At 46.3% G+C, this 17,795-nt stretch carries 14 protein-coding genes and 3 pseudogenes; 7 read left to right on the plus strand and 10 right to left on the minus strand.

The genetic code is table 11. The annotated features are described in order from the left end of the window. The first annotated feature begins 106 nt into the window (after positions 1–106). A complete protein-coding gene (locus D368_RS19555) occupies positions 107–316 on the plus strand; it encodes a cold-shock protein (RefSeq protein WP_007408879.1) in 210 nt (69 codons plus the stop codon). Positions 317–414: 98 nt separating this feature from the next. Next, positions 415–573 carry a hypothetical protein gene (locus tag D368_RS20365; protein ID WP_165409795.1) on the plus strand — a complete coding sequence of 53 codons (159 nt, stop codon included), beginning with the start codon at positions 415–417 and terminating at the stop codon, positions 571–573. Positions 574–602: 29 nt separating this feature from the next. On the opposite strand, the gene D368_RS19560 is transcribed toward D368_RS20365, so the two are convergent. Together D368_RS19560 and D368_RS19565 are read right to left on the minus strand one after the other, a co-directional pair. Continuing rightward, on the minus strand, positions 603–1,649 hold the full coding sequence (locus tag D368_RS19560; protein WP_071391385.1) for a TolB family protein: 1,047 nt from the start codon (positions 1,647–1,649) through the stop codon (positions 603–605). Between the two features lie 65 nt (positions 1,650–1,714). Then, the gene (locus D368_RS19565; RefSeq protein ID WP_007408877.1) at positions 1,715–2,083 is read right to left on the minus strand and encodes an RlpA-like double-psi beta-barrel domain-containing protein; all 369 of its coding nucleotides are present in this window, start codon (positions 2,081–2,083) and stop codon (positions 1,715–1,717) included. A gap of 359 nt (positions 2,084–2,442) precedes the next feature. Between D368_RS19565 and D368_RS19570 the strand changes: the two genes are divergently transcribed. The 4 genes and pseudogenes from D368_RS19570 (at position 2,443) to D368_RS19585 (ending at position 7,230) form a co-directional block, all read left to right on the plus strand. Then, complete coding sequence (locus D368_RS19570) at positions 2,443–3,483, plus strand: 2,3-butanediol dehydrogenase (protein ID WP_003155800.1); 1,041 nt, start codon at positions 2,443–2,445, stop codon at positions 3,481–3,483. A gap of 188 nt (positions 3,484–3,671) precedes the next feature. Beyond that, positions 3,672–4,169: an RNA polymerase sigma factor SigV gene (gene sigV, locus D368_RS19575; protein ID WP_101562783.1), complete on the plus strand. Its 498-nt coding sequence runs from the start codon at positions 3,672–3,674 to the stop codon at positions 4,167–4,169. Beyond that, positions 4,169–5,029, plus strand: coding sequence for an anti-sigma-V factor RsiV (gene rsiV, locus D368_RS19580; RefSeq protein WP_003155804.1), 861 nt, complete (start codon positions 4,169–4,171; stop codon positions 5,027–5,029). Before sigV ends, rsiV begins: the two co-directional genes overlap by 1 nt. A 270-nt stretch (positions 5,030–5,299) precedes the next feature. Next, a pseudogene (locus tag D368_RS19585) lies at positions 5,300–7,230 on the plus strand (acyltransferase family protein). Positions 7,231–7,271: 41 nt separating this feature from the next. Here D368_RS19585 and D368_RS19590 read toward each other — a convergent pair. The 8 genes and pseudogenes from D368_RS19590 to gutB all read right to left on the minus strand — a co-directional run bounded on the left by D368_RS19590 (position 7,272) and on the right by gutB (position 15,063). Then, entirely contained in the window at positions 7,272–8,276 is a 1,005-nt protein-coding gene (locus tag D368_RS19590) for an SPFH domain-containing protein (RefSeq protein ID WP_101562782.1), read from the minus strand. 26 nt (positions 8,277–8,302) lie between these two features. Continuing rightward, a pseudogene (locus tag D368_RS19595) lies at positions 8,303–9,063 on the minus strand (TPM domain-containing protein). Then, positions 9,063–10,088, minus strand: a complete 1,026-nt coding sequence (locus D368_RS19600; RefSeq protein ID WP_060674429.1) for a TFIIB-type zinc ribbon-containing protein — start codon at positions 10,086–10,088, stop codon at positions 9,063–9,065. Before D368_RS19600 ends, D368_RS19595 begins: the two are co-directional and overlap by 1 nt. 50 nt (positions 10,089–10,138) lie before the next feature. Then, entirely contained in the window at positions 10,139–10,825 is a 687-nt protein-coding gene (locus tag D368_RS19605) for a PspA/IM30 family protein (RefSeq protein ID WP_128575071.1), read from the minus strand. Between the two features lie 114 nt (positions 10,826–10,939). Beyond that, positions 10,940–11,257, minus strand: a complete 318-nt coding sequence (locus D368_RS19610) for a YjdJ family protein (protein WP_025853950.1) — start codon at positions 11,255–11,257, stop codon at positions 10,940–10,942. Between the two features lie 231 nt (positions 11,258–11,488). Further along, entirely contained in the window at positions 11,489–12,451 is a 963-nt protein-coding gene (locus D368_RS19615; protein WP_101562781.1) for a carbohydrate kinase family protein, read from the minus strand. Positions 12,452–12,552: 101 nt separating this feature from the next. Beyond that, a pseudogene (locus tag D368_RS19620) lies at positions 12,553–13,928 on the minus strand (glycoside-pentoside-hexuronide (GPH):cation symporter). A gap of 73 nt (positions 13,929–14,001) precedes the next feature. Next, entirely contained in the window at positions 14,002–15,063 is a 1,062-nt protein-coding gene (gene gutB / locus D368_RS19625; RefSeq protein WP_101562780.1) for a sorbitol dehydrogenase, read from the minus strand. 200 nt (positions 15,064–15,263) lie between these two features. On the opposite strand from gutB, the gene D368_RS19630 reads away from it, so the two are divergent. Further along, positions 15,264–17,750, plus strand: coding sequence for a tetratricopeptide repeat protein (locus tag D368_RS19630; protein WP_128575072.1), 2,487 nt, complete (start codon positions 15,264–15,266; stop codon positions 17,748–17,750). Positions 17,751–17,795 lie beyond the last annotated feature (45 nt).

A 17,795-nucleotide genomic window follows, 5' to 3' on the forward strand; every position in this document is an offset into this window, starting at 1 on the left:
ATGCACCCTCATTGGAAATCTGGATAGAAAAAGGAATTAGGAGATTAGGGAAAAGTATGAGACAATGAAGGAGTGCACGAAAATTCATAAGGGAAGAAGTGACTTTATGTCTTACTACAACAAACGTAATCAGGAACCGCTGCCTAAAGAAGATGTCAGTACGTGGGAATGCACAAAAGAGGACTGTATCGGCTGGAGCAGAAAGAATTTTGCCGGCAGTGATACCCCGACTTGCCCCCTTTGCGGCAGTAAAATGATCGACGGCGTCCGTTCGTTGGTAAATCTCCAAAACAATAATCAAACGGCATCAAGTTAGACCTCCCTTTTACGAGTCTCAACATAGAGAAGGCCTCCATGTCTCATGAGAGGCCTTTGCGTTATCATGTCCTTTTACGATGCAAAGGAGCAATGAACATGAAAAACGATCGGCAGCAGAAAGATCTGAAGGAAATGGCAAAACGGCGGAAAATAAACCTTGCCGCACAGTCATTCATCGAAACGCTTCATTTTGCCGTTCCGATTCTCCGTTTTTTCAAATGGCTCGCCTCAGCCGCAGCCAGCTTTGTTCATTAAAAAACACCCAGCGGGCGCTGAGTGTTTTTTTATGATTGGATGACGGAAAAACTATTGATAATGCCGTTGTCATTTTCCCAGACTTTTTCGCATTTTTTCGAATCCAAATGATAAGCATAAATGGTCCGGACCTTCGCATTCCGCCCCGTTTCATCCTTCAGACGCTTAGCGCCTTTTGCTTCCGCCATGAAATAAATGATGCTGCCGTCTTTAGAAAACTGAGGCTGGGCATCAATCAGCGGAGCGAAATCCTTCCCGTTTGAGATAATCGTTTCATCTTTTTTCGTTTTGACATTCATCAGACGGATGGACGCTTTTTGTTCCGTCCCTTTTTGTGTATAAGATGTAAAGACAAGGTTCTTTCCGTCCGGTGACACCGCCACGCCGCTGATAAACTGTTCAAGGTTTGTCAGGTCCTGAAGGTGTTCGCCAGCTCCTGCTGCAAACCGGATATTCGTCGGTTCAGGGTCAATCCCCTTCTCATTTGCCTCATCCGTTTTTTGATAATCCTCTTTTACGGAATAATGCAGAAGCGCAAAATCGTTTTGGCTGCGGTTATAAAAGAAGCTGCTTACACTGTCGTCTTTCTCATCGGCGGCAGGATACAGATTTTCATAACGTTTCGTTTTCAAATCAAAAGATGCGAGACGGAAAATATCTTCATCCGCTTTTCCGAGACGGAAATAAATGTGCGTCAGATCCTTTGATAAAAACAGACTGTCAGCGCTTGCCGTTCCTTTATAAAGCACCGTCTTCTTTTTCGTCTTCAGATCAAGCTTATACAGACGCATCTCATTTTGGTCATTATTCCCGACAAAATAGAGCACCTGATGGGCGTCATCGAGTGCAAACGCCGGATATGCCGAAAGCTTTTCCTCGTACAGCACGCGGCCGTCCTCGTAATATTTCGTCATCAGATCTTTGTCTGTAATGGAAACAAGCAGCTTGTCATGACCGCCGGAGACAACGGCTTTTCCGCCGCCGTCGCTTTTTCCTTTAATCAGTAAAACGGACGCGATGACCGCCGCCGCCAAAACGGCGGCCAGCAACATCCAGATCCATCGTTTCTTCTTCATTATCAATCTCTCCGTCAATCAGAAAAAGCAAGAATCAGAGTCCTTGCTTTTTAAGATGGTCTATTTTAATAGCTGTAGTGACCGGATACTCTTCCTTTGCTTAACGGATATCCGAGCGCTTTGAACGCTTTCGGGCTGACATCCAATACGGCATTCGGCAGACGGCCTACATCATTTTTGTATACTGTGATAACCTTTTTCGGTTTTGCTTTCGCATAAGCTCTGATTTTCGTTCCGTTTCTCGGAACGTCAAATCCTAATTTTGTCGCGCAATCCCAGTGTCCCAGTTTTTTACCGGAAGATCCTTTTTTACCGACTCCATTATACCATGTAATATTTCCGTTCACTTTTTTAGCACTTGCATCAGAAGAGTAACTGATCGCTCCCAGCGTGCTTCCTGCTAAAATCAATAAGGCTAAGAATAACTTCTTCAAGCTTTCGTCCTCCTGATTCTTTATTCTAGGCAAAATTATACACCAAGAAGACGATTATAATATTTCAATCACTTTACATGTTCATTACAACGTGATGAGACATGCACATAACGACGGCACAATTACCTGTTCTATATAATTCCATGGTAAATTATACTACAAAATTTAATTCATTAGCGTTATAATATTCATAGAGTATTTCTGCATTCAATATGGACTTTTTATAAGGCCTATTGATAGTTGCATAATATGATATATTTTGAGAAATCAGGCTTTAGGAAGCACTTTATTCCTTTTAACCGTGGTTCATATTGATCATGTACCTATACTCGTTTCAATCAGACTAGGAGTGATAATCAATGAAAGCGGCAAGATGGCACAATCAAAAAGACATTCGAATCGAAAACATTGATGAACCTAAAGCAGAACCGGGTAAAGTCAAAATTAAAGTCAAATGGTGCGGGATTTGCGGAAGCGACCTTCATGAATATTTGGGAGGCCCGATCTTTATTCCGGTCGGCGAACCTCATCCGTTAACAAACGAAATGGCGCCCGTCACGATGGGTCACGAATTCTCAGGAGAAGTCGTGGAAGTGGGCGAAGGCGTCAAAAATTACAGCGTCGGCGACCGTGTCGTCGTGGAACCGATTTTTGCCACACACGGACATCAGGGAGCCTATAACCTTGATGAACAAATGGGATTTTTAGGCTTAGCCGGAGGCGGCGGCGGATTTTCTGAATATGTATCCGTTGACGAAGAATTGCTGTTTAAGCTTCCTGAAGAGCTTTCTTACGAACAGGGCGCGCTTGTTGAGCCGTCAGCGGTAGCGCTTTACGCCGTCCGCCAAAGCAAATTAAAAGCGGGCGACAAGGCGGCAGTTTTTGGCTGCGGACCGATCGGGCTGCTTGTGATTGAAGCCCTGAAAGCGGCCGGCGCCACAGATATTTACGCGGTTGAACTTTCACCGGAACGTCAGGAAAAAGCGAAAGAACTCGGCGCTATCATCATTGATCCGTCAAAAACGGACGATGTCGTTGAAGAAATCGCTAAACGCACAAACGGCGGCGTTGATGTTTCTTATGAAGTAACAGGCGTTCCTGTCGTTCTCCGCCAGGCGATCCAGTCAACAAACATTGCCGGTGAAACGGTTATCGTCAGCATCTGGGAAAAAGGAGCGGAAATTCATCCGAACGATATCGTCATCAAAGAACGGACCGTAAAAGGCATTATCGGATACCGTGACATCTTCCCTTCCGTTCTTGCACTGATGAAAGAGGGCTACTTCTCAGCAGATAAGCTCGTCACGAAAAAAATCGTGCTCGACGATCTCATTGAAGAAGGCTTCGGCGCTTTAATCAAAGAGAAAAACCAAGTGAAAATCTTAGTCAAACCGAACTAAACCGTTCAGCTGAATATCAGACACATCCGAAAAAGAGCCGTTCCGGCTCTTTTTTTCATCTCATCGTCTTTCCTTCCTTTTCCTTTTAAAAATGATCCCCTCTGCGCAAACTATTTTTCACCCTGTCCCGTCTATCCTTAGGCAGCAGCCTATGATACGTATTTTTAAAAAAGGAGCCCTTTGAAGCAATGAAGAACGAAACAGCCAAAGCGTCGCTTGTGATGTGCATAACTGAGCGCAAGGAAGACTTTTACCGGCTTGCGTACAGTTACGTGAAGAACAAGGATGACGCGTTAGATATTGTTCAGGAATCAATTCAAAAAGCGCTGACATCGGTCGAATCCGTCAAAAACCCCGATGTGATCAAAAGCTGGTTTTATAAAATTTTAGTGCGCACGGCCATTGATTTTCTCCGCAAACAGAAAAAACTGAAAGTGATGGACGATGAAACGATCGAGTTTTTAAGCCGCGGAAAGGAAGATCACTACAAAGACACAGACCTTCACGAAGCGCTTGATGACCTGCCGCATCAATATAAAACCATTATCATTCTGCGTTTCTTTGAAGACCTGAAATTAGAAGAAATCGCGGACATCACGGGGGAAAACATCAACACCGTCAAAACACGCCTTTACAGGGGGCTGAAGCTCATGCGCATTCAGCTGACGAAGGAGGATCTTTCTTAATGGAAAAGAGATTAGAACAATTAAGAGAAGAGTATAAAAGTGTGCCCATTCCTAAGGAACTGGACAGCATTGTCGAAAAAGCCCTTCAGCAAAAACCGAAGAAAAAACGAATCGTGATGTGGCCGACATCCGCGGCAGTCGCTGCGGCCGTCTTATTTACCGCCGTTGTCAATATCAACCCGGATGCCGCACAAGCCATGTCTAAAATCCCCGTCATCGGCAAAGTCGTCCAAGCCATCACATTCGTAGAGATGAAGGAAGAAAAGAACCAATCAAGCATTGATGTGAAAACGCCCGCTCTGTCCGGACTTTCCGATCATAAACTCGAAGACAGCATCAACCGGCATTATATGAAAGAAAGCAAAGAGCTGTACCAGGAATTTATGAAGGCGACCTCAAAAAGCAAAAAAGGCCACCTCAGTATTTACAGCGATTATGAAACCGTTACTGACACAGCGGATCTGATCTCAATCCGCCGTGATATCGAAAAAACGCAAGCTTCATCTTATACGCAAAGCCGTTACATCACGATTGATAAAAAGAATGAGGCCGTGCTTACGTTAAAGAGTTTATTTAAAGATGACCGTTATATTAAAGTCATCAGCGAAAATATTAAAGAACAAATGAAAAAACAGATGAAAGAAGATCCGAATAAAATATACTGGGTCGAAGAAGATGATATGACGGAGCCTTTTAAAGCCATCCGCGCCGACCAGAATTTTTATATTACAGATAAGCACAAACTTGTTATTTCATTTGATGAATACGAAGCGGCACCCGGATATATGGGCGTTACAGAGTTTACAATACCGACCTCCGTCATCTCCAAGCTGCTTGTCGGAGACCGCTACATCAGATAAAGAAAGAAAAAATCCATGATATCCGCAGATCATGGATTTTTTCTTTCGTCCCGCAACAGCCAAGATGCATAATGGACCCTTTTCATATAACAGACGCCGGACGGGGGCTGAAAAGTTTAAGAAAATCACAGCATTTCATTCATTTTTTCTGAAACAAAATCCCCTTCCGAATGCGTCTAATTAACGGAACAAATGGAAGACTGTACAGAAATCAGCTATAGCTATCCGCAAAACAGCGAGAATTTCCGCACACTTTATTGGAGGAATACCATGTCAGACAAGTCACTGCATCACCGCTATATTCCCGGACTGGATGGACTTCGCGCCTTTGCCGTCCTCGCAGTTATCGCATATCATCTGAATTTTAACTGGGCCGACGGCGGTTTCATTGGTGTTGATATCTTTTTTGTTTTATCGGGGTATTTAATTACATCTATTATATTGCCTGCCCAGGGCAATGACATCACCCTTGATTTGCGTGATTTTTGGGTGCGCCGGATCAGACGGCTTCTGCCGGCGGCTTATCTCATGATTATCACGACGGTCATTTGGGTCGTATTGTTTAACAGCGAGCTCCTGCATACCGTACGCGGAGATGCGGTCTCCTCACTTTTTTACATAAGCAATTGGTGGTTTATCTTTCATCAACTTTCTTATTTCGACAGCTTCGGCTCCCCTTCGCCATTAAAAAACCTTTGGTCGCTGGCGATTGAAGAACAGTTTTATATCATATGGCCCTTCCTGCTGCTTGCGGGAATGTACATATGTAAAACACGGGCCCGGCTTGCGGCCGCGGTCATGTTTATCGCGTTATGTTCGGCAGTCGTAATGAGTATGATGTATGTGCCCGGCGGAGATCCGAGCCGCGTTTATTACGGGACGGATACCCGGTCATTTGAATTGCTGATCGGCTGCGCTTTAGCTTTAGTGTGGCCGATGAAACGATTATCTTCCAAACGGCTGCCGAGCAGCATGAAACACCTGCTTCACGGGACGGAGCTTGCCGCTTTTGCCGCGCTGCTGCTTTGCGTCTTTTACACGGATGAATATGAACCCTTCCTGTACAAGGGCGGCATGCTTTTGATCAGCATCACCGCAGCGGTTCTTGTCGCATGTTTATGCCATCCGAGCAGCTTTTTGGGACATGTTCTTTCATGGAAGCCGCTTCGCTGGATCGGAACGAGATCATACGGAATCTACCTTTGGCATTACCCGGTTTTCGTGCTGAGCACACCTGTGCAGGAAATCGGAAATCCGGTTTATTGGCACTGCGCCGTCAGAATCGGCGCCACTTTCATTCTTGCCGAGCTATCTTATCATTTCATTGAACAGCCGATCCGCACTGCGGGCTTCCGGCCATTTTTACGCCGCGTGTTTCTGAACCGCTTTCTGGAATGGAAGACGTCCTCTGTCATCAGCAGAATGTCGCTCGGTCTCATTCTTGCCGCCATTCTCGTATTTGCGGGCGGGCTGTCAGGGATAGCCGAAGAGAAAAACAGCCGCAATGGACGTACGCGCAGAATGATCAGCAAGAAACCGCCGCCTCTTCGCACAAAACGGCCGATCACGATCAGCCTGCAAAAGAAGAAGACAGCAAGAAAAACACGGCGGCGAAAGAACGGATACCGCGTCAGACAAATACAAGAAAGAACCAGCAGACAAGTCAGATACGAAGAAAAACGACGAGAAAAAGGAACGGTCATCTCAAAAAAACGGCTGATCCAAAACAAACACAGCCTCAGCAAGACGTGCTGGCCATCGGTGACTCGGTGATGCTGGACATTGCGTCATACCTGCGGCAGTCCCTCCCTCATGTCACCATCGACGGAAAGGTAGGAAGACAAGTCTCTCAAGCACTCCAGCTCACTTCGGAATATGCGTCATTTAATCAGCCGAACAAAGCGGTCATCATCGAGTTAGGGACGAATGGCTATTTCACAAACAGCCAAATTGAATCACTGATCGACTCCTTTTCAAAAGCCGATATCTATCTTGTCAACACGCGTGTACCGCGGCAGTGGGAAAGCAAAGTAAACGAATCATTGCGCCGGCAGGCCGAGTCACGCAAAAATGTGACGCTTGTCGATTGGCACGCAAAAGCATTGCAGCACCCTGAATACTTCACACCGGACGGCGTCCATCTCATACCTGAGGGATCAAAAGCGCTGACAGCCCTCATCGTTCAAACAATGAAATCATGACAAAAAAAGAGGCCCCAAAAAGGCCTCTTTTTCGTATATCGTCAGGCAAGCTTCTGTCCGCAATTCGGGCAAAAATTCGCGCCTTCCGTTTTCGTTCCGCAGTTCGGACAGAATTTCGGCTTAGCCGCTCCTTCCGAGCTGTTTGCCGGCGCCGTCCCCTGATTCTGCTGACTTTGATCTTGCTGCGGCTGGTTCTGCTGATTTTGATTCATTTGGTTCATCATTTGATTTGCCACATTCATTCCCATCATCATGCCCGCCATGTCTGAGGCGGCGCCGCTTCCGCTCATTTTGCCGGATGACATTCCGTCCGTCATGGAAATCTGCTGATAGCGGTTCACATCCCCCACCATGCCGTAAGAAGCGTTTTTCGTAATCATATCCTGAACTTCCTGCGGATAGTTAAAGCTCATAATATTGAAGCCCGTAATCGACATGCCGTCTCCGATCAGCTGCATATCAAGATCTTCTTGAATCCCTTTTCCGATTTCAAATGAATTCGACTGCAGATTGAACATGTCTTTTCCTTCTCTGGTGATCCATTTCATCAAAAGCTGATCGAGAATAGACGTAATCCGGATTTTAATGTCCTCTACTAAATAGCTGTCTTTGACACCCGCAATCTTATCAATCAATCCGATGTAGTCAATGACCTTGAAGTTAAATGTGCCGTTTGCGCGGATCGGCATACCGCCCGGCATTCCTGCCGCCGGAATGTTGATGGCGTTTTTTGTGCCCCACTTCACGGTGAACTCCTTCGTATTCACAAACAGCACTTCCGCCCGCATGCCGCTGTTAAAGCCAAACTTAAACCCTTTTAGTGTCGATAGAAACGGAATGATTTCTGATTCGATATCATAATCACCGTCATCACGGAAAATCCCTTCAATCTTCCCGTTGTATAAAAAGATGGCATCCTGTCCCGGCCGGATGATCAGACGGCTGCCTTTTTTAATTTCACGGTTGTTCCATTTATAGAAAACCATGTCGTCTCTGAATTCTTCCCATTCCACCACATTTGCTAACTGATTTCTGAAAAAACCCATGTATGCTCAAATCCTTTACATATAATTTAAAAACTACCCTTGCTTCCGCTGTAACTCGTGCCGCCCCTCGTGACTCCGCCGTCATTGTCATTATCTTTATCTGGCTTTTTTCTCTTGTAATGTCGGTCCGGATATATGTGTCGTGCTGGCTCAGCACTTCAGACGTATCGTGATCCATATACGTGCTGCCTGTGACGGTGACCTTGCCGCCGGAATTGTACACCATCACAGTGACGGCGATTCCGGCCGCGGCTGCAGCGATAATCAGCTGAAACCACCATGTGAGCAGCAGATTGTCAGACTTGTCGTCCGGACTTTTCCCCATATCTTTATAAGCCAGCTTGATGTAGGTCTGAAACGCCTTTTCATAATGGCCTGCGGAAATATCTGACGAGATCGTATTTCTGATCGTATTCAGCCGGCTGCTGTTCAAATACGTCTCCGCCTTTTTATATCCGGAGAGAAATACTTCCCGATCCTTCATATCAATAGTCAATATCGCCGTGCTTCCGCTAAAATGACTGTCATAAAAATCACCGGCATACTGTTCGATCTCCTTACCGCCCGTTCCGTTTGCGGTAAGAATGATAAAATCGGTATGGCGCTTTTCTCCCAGCTTCCCGGCCAATTCCTCAAGTTTCTTCGTTTCATCCTTCGTTAATAAATGAGCATTGTCATAAACATATTGCTTCTGTTCCGCGGCAGACGCCGATGTATGTAAAGAAAAAGACAGTATCAGAAAAAGGACGAAGCAGAAGAGACACGCTTTTTTCATCGATACTTTCATTAAAAACCGCCTCCTATCATAAGTGAGACGAGTCTTAATGCTAAAAACGCACCGGCGGTTATGCCGCCGAACCACGCGGCCACTTTTCCGGCACTGATCGGCGGTTTGCCGACAACCTTGCCCGTCTGCCCGTTCATCGCAAAAATGTGCTCAGCCCGCTCATAGTCGTAGCTGACCATCCAGACCGGAAGCAGTACGTAAAAGCTGCTGATTTTATCGGTCTGAATCTGCTCATCCGTAATGTCAGCCGTCGTATACCCGGAGAAGGTGGATCTGATATAAGAATCAATATAATGGCTGATTTTATCCTTCGCCCGCGGAAAGAGATCGTCATCGGTATAATTGTACTTTTCCGCTATATAGCCAGCTAAATAAGCCGTATTAAACTCCTTCAGCTCACTGTATGAGTAAGGTTCCAATTTGTCCATTAATTCATCATTCATTTTTTCTGAAGCGTCGACCGGAATTTTGAGATAATCAAGATTGATATCGCGGTACGCGTTGTAATACTCGGTCTCCGTCACCCGGTATTCTCCATCATCATAGTGACGCACTCTCGTACAAACGGCATTGACCTGAACCTTGCTGTTTAAATCAAACATCCAAAACGGCACGTACATGCCGGTTATGCTCTTCACCCGATCGGCAGACATAAATCCTTTCGGTGTCAGACGGCCGTTTCGGCACCACTTTTTAAAAGCGCTCATGGCCTCTTCTTTACTGATCGTAAAAGGGATCACCATCGAAGGCGCGAGATTTCCCGATAATCGGTCGGCGAGAACGGCGGCTCCTCCGCAAAACCCGCACGTCGTGGCCGTCGTTTCCGCCTCAGTCATTAATACCGCGCCGCAGTTCTCACAGCGGTACTCGTTCGCCTCATTTTCGGAAAATCTCGTCGTTATATACTCTTTTGGCAGGCTTTCAATCTGATCCTGCCGCCCGCAGCTGTGACATGTCAGCATGCCGGATGAACTGTCAAAGACCATATCATCGCCGCAGTTCGGGCATTTATAAGAAATGATCATTCTGTTTCTCTCACTTTCTCTTTATATCGGACAAAGCTGCAGCCCGCTGTCTATTGATCTTTACTGAAAAGCATTTTCTGCTTAAGCGCCGCCAACTCATCGTCGACACTGCTTTGATTGCTGTCATATTTAGCCGTCAGCTCGTCAATATCGTCTTTCGGAGACGCGTTCAGCTCAGCCATCGCATTGGCGTGATCAAGCGCCCGGTTGACCTTGTCTTCCATTCTGCCGAAAGCTGTCAGCGATTGGCCCGCATTTGACACAGAGGACCCCAATTTGTTCATTCTCTCCTGCGTTTTTGCCACAGACCACTTCGCTTTCATGGCATTTCTTCGCGACTCAAGCTCTCCGATATCAGCGACAAGCTTGTCATGCATTTTACGCATTTGAGACGCGTTGGAAGAAGCGAGCTGATAAGCCGTCTGCAGTTCAGTCAGTCTTGATTCAACAGCCGTTTTCCTTTCCAAAAATGTCCGCGCATCGGCTTCATTGCCGGCCTGCAACGCTTTCATCGCATAACTTTCCATCTTTTCGGCATCAGCCTGGCATTCCGTTAATGCTCTTTTCGCCCGCTGTTCCTCAGCCATGACAGAAGCTGTCTCCGCTTTCACTTTTCCTAAATCACTGTTCAGATTCCGTAAATATTGATCAACCATTTTTTCAGGGTTTTCAGCTTTATCCAGCAGCGCATTGATATTGCTTGACATAATGTCTTTAAATCTTCCTAAAATACTCATTTTTCATTTTCCTCCCAAAATTAAATAGTAACAAGTTCACAGTTATATATACTGTTTTTTTCGAAAAAGGTTTCATTTTCTCTTGAATTTATGTATTTTTATATGAAAATAGTCTCATTCAGCCCATTTGTGCCGGCGGAAATTCTTCACGAGCAGATACAGTGAGAACAAAAAATAAACAAACAGCCCGATCATCAACCCGCTCACTAACGGATAATGCTTCGCAGCATACACAAAGAAATCCAGCTGCGAAATCTGTTCCGGACTTGTAATCGTATCCGTCCCATTCAAAAGCTTTGAGAATTTAGCCGTATCATTCCAATCAAACGAATCAGAAACAAGCTCACTCCCCTGATACCAATTGACAGCGGCGAGACAAAGAAAACAAAAAACAGAAAACGCGCATTGCACAATAAGAAAAACATGTTTCATAAAAAAAATTCCTCCGCGGTTCAATATCACAGGCCGTCACACTGTACATGACGGCAGCAGCAGAAACTTGGTTTTACTCAGAACTGATAAAAACATTATTGTATGTACTTCACAGCGGTTCAATTTACTGGATGCCTTTCTAAAGTATACCGTATATCGAAAAGGGTTTCAGACCTAATAAAGAGGATGCTTCCCGAAGTCCGATGACTTTCAAGAAACATCCTCCATACTTTACAGTGATACTTCAACCTCTTTTAAGCTCGGCAAAGCATCAATCGCACCGATTTTGGTGCACACGAGCGCCCCCACCTTATTGGCAAATGAGACAATATCACGCAGCTTCGCAAAATCTTCGGCTGCCGTCTGAATCTCAGCCGTGCGCGCCAGCTGATACAGCGCCGCGCCGACAAACGCATCTCCCGCTCCCGTTGAGTCTATTGATGTCACCGGAATGCTCGGAATGACGTCAATATCCTTCCCATTTGAAAGAAGGGTGCCGCTTTTCCCGAGTGTCACCGCCACAATACCGGCCCCGAGCTCATGAAGAACCGCAACGCCTTCTTTATGATCGTTCGCACCGCTGATGATCTCAAGCTCTTCGTCACTGACTTTCACAAAATCACTTACGGCGATGGCTTTTTTTGCGGTGTTTATAAACTCTGAAACTCTTCCTTTCCATAAATCCTCACGGTAGTTAGGATCGAAGGAAATAAACTGTCCATTGTCTTTCGCAATCGACATCAGCCGTAAATAGGCTGAGCAAAACGGATCAGATAACAATGCCGTCGCTGATCCGAAATGAAGGATTTTCGCATCGTTTACCTTTTCCAGATCAATATCATCCAGCGTAAACAAAGCGTCCGCTCCTCTGTTAAACACAAAGTCGCGCTCCCCGTTTTGTTTTAATGAAACAAACGCAAGCGTGGTAGGCGCTTTCTCATCCATGACGAGCATAGAGGTATCGACGTGTACGGCGTCCAATGTCTGCTTCAGAAAATACCCGAACGGATCTTTGCCTGTTTTTCCGCTGAAAGCCGCGTCTCCGCCCAGCTTAGCAATGGCTGCCGACACATTCGCCGGTGCGCCGCCGGCACTTTTTAAGAAATTGCGTCCTTCCGTCAAATCAACATCCACATCGGTACAAAAGAAATCAATTAACAATTCTCCAATACAAATAACAGATTGGCTTCCCACATTATCACACTCATTTATCAATTCTCGATTATAGTTTCAGTATAGTGCTTTCAGTCATAAATACAACCGTTTACATAGAATATTTTAAATTTTACGTATACTCATCTTGCAGCCCTTTGCTCCAGATCAGACATCATCTGCTGATATTTCTTTTCAGTTAAAGGATAAAAAGAAATAAGAATAATAGACAGCAGAATGAACAATCCCGGAATGAGCGCATTCATATTTTTAATCGCATTCAATGACGAGGCGGTCTGATCGGTATTCGCGGCATACCCGGCGATTCCGAGATAAACGGCCGAAAATGACCCGGCTAACGCAACTCCGAGCTTATTGATGAAACTCATGCTCGAAATCACCACGCCATCAGCCCGGACTCCGGTTTTCCATTCCGCATAATCGACACAATCGGCAACCATTCCCCAAGCAAGCGTATTTAAAGGCGTCGTAAAAAATCCCGAAACGAAAAGCCAAAAGAAAATAAGGGGAATCGAGGAATACGATGTAAACTGAAGGCCCGCATAAGAAATCAGCGATAACGCCGCCGTGATGATCATGACCTGCTTCCGGCCCCGCTTCTCAGAAAAGAAAGGAATAAACAGATTGCTGATCAGCGCGGCGCCGAAAAACAACACGGTTCCTAAAAACACAAATTCCTTATGGCTGACGTTATACGTAAAATAGTACACCATCGTGCTGAGCTTAATGTTAAACCCAATCGCAAACGCCAAAAATGCAGAAACCAAAATGAGCAAAGGCTTGTTTCGGAACAAAACAGACAACGTCTTTTTCATTCCTTGTTTTTTCTTTTTTCAGGCTGAATCCGTTCCCGCACGGTAAAGAAGCTGAACAGATTCAATGCGATGCTCACCGCCGCATAGATAAGCGCCGTCATCTGAAATCCAAACGCCTGATCTTTCCCGCCGATGGCGTCCGCAAGCGGTGTCGCACAAGAGATCGACAATAGAATTCCGATATAAACCAAAATCATCCGGGTCGTCGTCAGAACCGTCCGTTCCTCCACGGAATTCGTCATCCGACCCGTTAAGCTGTTGACCGGAATCGTCTGCATGCTGAAGGACATCCCAAGCAGAATATAAGTGATGTACGCATAAACCATGTTCCCCGTTTCGCCGAAATGAGGAGTCGTAAAGCATAAGAACGTAAATAACGCAAAAGGAAACGCCACCCACAAAAGATACGGCCTTGCCTTTCCCCATCTTGTATTCGTCTTGTCTAGAATCACGCCCATAATCGGGTCAAAAACAGCGTCCAGCACCCTTACGATAAGAAACAAAGCTGCGATGACCGCAGGCTTAATGCCGCCGACATCTGTATAGTAGAATAATAAGTATGCGTTTACAAACTGAAAGATAATATTGTACGACATATCGCCGAATCCATAGCCGATCCGTTCCATCCAGGACAGGCCGCGATGTTTCGTCTTTACTGCCGCTGCTTTTTCTGTTTCAATCATCATTTCCCACCCCAAGAATCCGTTTTCATTTTTGATAAGCAAGAGGGAGAATGCAAAGATCCTCCCCGTTCACTCAGCGATTTGGATACACCATCACTTTTAAGCATTCATGTTTGTATTGAAAGGCGCGTTCCATCGCCTCTTGCGTCTTCTCCAGCGGATATTGGTCCGTTACAAGATGCTGCGTGTCCACTATACCGGAAGCGAGAAATTCAATTCCCTTCGGATACGTATTCGCATAACGGAAGATTCCGTATATATCAATCTCGTTATCTGCAATAAACGGCACATTGAGCGGAATCTCGTTCTGAGAAGGTAAACCGACAATCGCCAGTTTTCCGCCCCGGCGCACGGAAGCCAGTGCGGATTGCAATGCCGCCGGATTCCCCGCTGTTTCCCAGGCAGCATCAACGCCTCTGCCATTCGTGATCGTTTTGATTTCTTCACCGGCATCCTGTTCCCGGACATTGATGACATGCGTCGCGCCCATTTTTTTCGCGGCATCTAACCGCAGCGGCTCCAAGTCGGTCACAATAATTGTGCCTGCCCCGTATGCTTTCGCTGCCGCAACGGCCATCAGTCCCACAGGACCCATGCCCATGATCGCAATCGTTGAACCGGGCTGAAGCTTCGTTCTCGCGGCCGCATGAATGCCGACAGAAAACGGTTCGATCAAAGCCGCATCTTCATAGGAAAGTGAATCCGGAATCGAAAAAACAAAGTCCTGACGCATTTTGATATATTGGACAAACGCGCCGTCAACCGGCGGTGTCGCCAAAAACTGTACATCCGGGCAAAGATTATATCGCCCTTCTTTGCACGCTTCACAGCGCCCGCATGTGACACCGGGTTCGACGGCGACACGGTCTCCTATTTTAAATTGATCGACAGACGATCCGACGGCGGCAATTTCTCCAGCGCATTCATGACCGAGGATAAATGGTTTTTCCACTACATAATTGCCTATTCTGCCATTTGTATAGTAATGCAGATCAGATCCGCAAATTCCGACAGCCATCACCTTAATCAACACTTCATCATGATTGATGTCAGGCACGGGCAATATTTCGATTTTGATTTCTCTCGTGTTGTGCATAACCGCCGCTTTCATGTTTTGAGGCACTGTGTGAGTCATTTGGCAAAATCCTTTCTCTGCTTTGAAATGTAAGTGCATACATTTTTGTTTTCTCTATTACTGCCCCTATTTTATCTGCTTTTCCACACGTTCAACAGCCTTTCCTGCTGTATAAAAGGACAGCGGCACTGTACTTTTTATTTTTTCATATACAAAAAACACTGAATTGATAAAATAGTACTAATAGGAGGTGCAGGCTAATGGCTGAACTAGAAAACCGGACACAATTTGCAGAACTGCTGGCACCTGCCGTCAAATCGCTGAAACATCATCCTGATTATAAAGTCAGAAGGAAAAAGAACGAAAAAACAGGACAGTCTTATATAGATCAAATCGCACTCCGATTAGGCGTTTCCTCTAACACGATCAAAAGCTGGATCGGACAGATGGGCGCAAACTACATTCCCGGACGAATTGACGACGGAAAGCTGTTCGGCATGATCTGGATCATTATCGAAAAGACTGACATGGATCCCGAATGGCTGACCGGCCTTCTGGAAACCACCACCATTCCTGTCATCACACCCGCATTGCCCGTTTGGACGGCGTCTTGTCTAAAAAAAGCAAAAATACGCCGCAAAGACGGATCATTTGGAGCGCCGACTGATGAAGATGTTGAAAAAGCAGTGAAGCGGCTGTTTCATGACAGACCCGGCCATGAAACGAATGCGCTTACAGAACAGCTCGTCACGCATAACTTACCGTCACGCCGGACCGGGAACTTTATCGGACGCGGCTTTGATATGGAAGCGATCCGGCAATGGATGCTGTCTCCCTCACCGGTCTGTTTAATCACAGGCTGGGCCGGCATGGGAAAAACAACGATCGCTCTTGAAGCAGCCTACCTTTGTGCCGGCGGTTCACCAGATTGGCCGGCATTCAACAGCATCATCTGGATCAGCGCTGACTGGAAAGGATTGAGCTTCAGCGATTTTTTAAACACGATCGCCTATCAGCTTGGACGCGCAGAACAAATCGACAAATCTATCAACGAAAAACGCTTCGTCGTCCGCAATGCATTAGCCGCTCATTCAAATGAAAAACCCGTGCTGCTGATCGTTGACAGCATTGATACAGCGGAACGTGACATTCACGAATTTATCATCGGCCTTCCGCAAGGCGTAAAAGTCCTCCTTACGGCACGGGAAAACGTAAAACAGACTTACCGGGACGGCCTCGGGGAACTGGCGGCCATCCAGCTGAGCGGCCTTGAACAAACGGATGCCCTTGAATTTTTTCAGCAAGAAGTGCACCGCTGTCTGCAAACATGCAACCTCCCGCATAAACGGGAAAAGCTGGAGCAGCTGCTGCGGCTATCGCCTGACCTTAAGAATGAATTCATCTCGGCAGCCGCCGGCAACCCGAAGGCCATGGCACTGAGCATTGCATACATGTCAGACGACGACATCCCCGCTCCCCAGCTCATTCAAGAACTTAAACAAGCGGGCTACTCATTATTGGAATTGTTTGAGGTTCTCTTTGGCCGCACATGGGACAGATGTCATGAAGACACACGGAAACTATGGCAGACGCTTTGCTTTTTCGCTAAGCCCCCTGATGAAAAAAGCTTGGCTCAAGCGGCCGGATTAGACGTCCGGCGGTTTCATTACGCCATTGAGCAAATGAGGTCATATGCTTTAATACAGCCGGAACGAAGCGAAGGAAGAATTCAATACGCAGCCCATCAAACCGTTGTCGCTTACGGAGAACAGCACTTATCCGAAAATCACGAATTTGAAAAAGGAGCCCGCAGCCGCTGGGCGCATTATTATATCGATTATGCGGAAACCCATATAAAGCGGGAACAGCCCAATTCTGTCTATTGGAGCTATCTGCTGGGACGGAATTTAGAGCAAATGAAAAAGGAATGGCCGAACATCCTAAAGGTCATCGAATGGTCGAGTGAAACCGGACAACATGACATCCTGATCAAACTCATCATCCGCATCAGCCATTTTCTAAGCAGAATCAACCTGCCCCTGCGAATCGAATACGGATTAAAAGCCGCCGATGCCGCCCGTCAATCAGGCGAACACACGCGGGAAGCTTACTTTCGGATCGACACGGCAGGCTGGGCGCTGATGGAAGTTAATGATGCGGACGAAGCCCTCAGGCAAATAGAAGCCGGCCTGAAGATACTCGAACAATCAGGCGCGCCGGATCACGACGACTTGAAAGTATGGGGAATCGCCCTGCAATCGAGGCTGCTGTTAAAAACCGGAGAACCGGACAAAGCGGCAGCAATGCTGGATGGCATCAAAGATCAGCCCGTCTCCCCCATTATCCGGCACAGGGTTCTTCTGGTCCGCGGCGACCTGAGTTTCGCCCGCTCTCACTACGAAGAAGCCATCACATTATACGAAGCGGCAAACACAACCAGCGCCGCATACGGCGGCGAAAAAACAATAGAAGCCTATTTCAACCTGGGCATGGCTTACGTCAAGTGTGATCAGCTCGAAAAAGCGGAAAAAGCCTTTGAACAAATGCTCTATGACAAACACAACGCCAATCAGGTTGAACTGATCTACTATTATTACGGAATGGCACAGCTGTTGTATCGTAAAGGAGAAAATACGAAAGCGATGGAATCGAATCAGAAGGCCATTCGTCTGATTGATTCGTGGGAGCCTGGGATTGGGATTCGGGGTGAGGTAGAGCAGTTTAAAATAGTAATCGAAAATAATTAAATCTCATAATATTACTAGAATATCCGTAAAATTAGACCCCTTTAA

The sequence above is a fragment of the Paenibacillus lentimorbus NRRL B-30488 genome, assembly GCF_000411595.1.
GTDB classification, from domain to species: Bacteria; Bacillota; Bacilli; order Bacillales; family Bacillaceae; genus Bacillus; species Bacillus velezensis.

Excerpts from the sequence above, each read along its gene's own strand:
- D368_RS19555 (WP_007408879.1), top strand. The coding sequence starts at position 107 with ATGTCTTACTACAACAAACGTAATCAGGAACCGCTGCCTAAAGAAGAT.
- D368_RS20365 (WP_165409795.1), top strand. The coding sequence starts at position 415 with ATGAAAAACGATCGGCAGCAGAAAGATCTGAAGGAAATGGCAAAACGG.
- D368_RS19560 (WP_071391385.1), bottom strand. The coding sequence starts at position 1,649 with ATGAAGAAGAAACGATGGATCTGGATGTTGCTGGCCGCCGTTTTGGCG.
- D368_RS19570 (WP_003155800.1), top strand. The coding sequence starts at position 2,443 with ATGAAAGCGGCAAGATGGCACAATCAAAAAGACATTCGAATCGAAAAC.
- sigV (WP_101562783.1), top strand. The coding sequence starts at position 3,672 with ATGAAGAACGAAACAGCCAAAGCGTCGCTTGTGATGTGCATAACTGAG.
- rsiV (WP_003155804.1), top strand. The coding sequence starts at position 4,169 with ATGGAAAAGAGATTAGAACAATTAAGAGAAGAGTATAAAAGTGTGCCC.
- D368_RS19590 (WP_101562782.1), bottom strand. The coding sequence starts at position 8,276 with ATGGGTTTTTTCAGAAATCAGTTAGCAAATGTGGTGGAATGGGAAGAA.
- D368_RS19600 (WP_060674429.1), bottom strand. The coding sequence starts at position 10,088 with ATGATCATTTCTTATAAATGCCCGAACTGCGGCGATGATATGGTCTTT.
- D368_RS19605 (WP_128575071.1), bottom strand. The coding sequence starts at position 10,825 with ATGAGTATTTTAGGAAGATTTAAAGACATTATGTCAAGCAATATCAAT.
- D368_RS19610 (WP_025853950.1), bottom strand. The coding sequence starts at position 11,257 with ATGAAACATGTTTTTCTTATTGTGCAATGCGCGTTTTCTGTTTTTTGT.
- gutB (WP_101562780.1), bottom strand. The coding sequence starts at position 15,063 with ATGACTCACACAGTGCCTCAAAACATGAAAGCGGCGGTTATGCACAAC.
- D368_RS19630 (WP_128575072.1), top strand. The coding sequence starts at position 15,264 with ATGGCTGAACTAGAAAACCGGACACAATTTGCAGAACTGCTGGCACCT.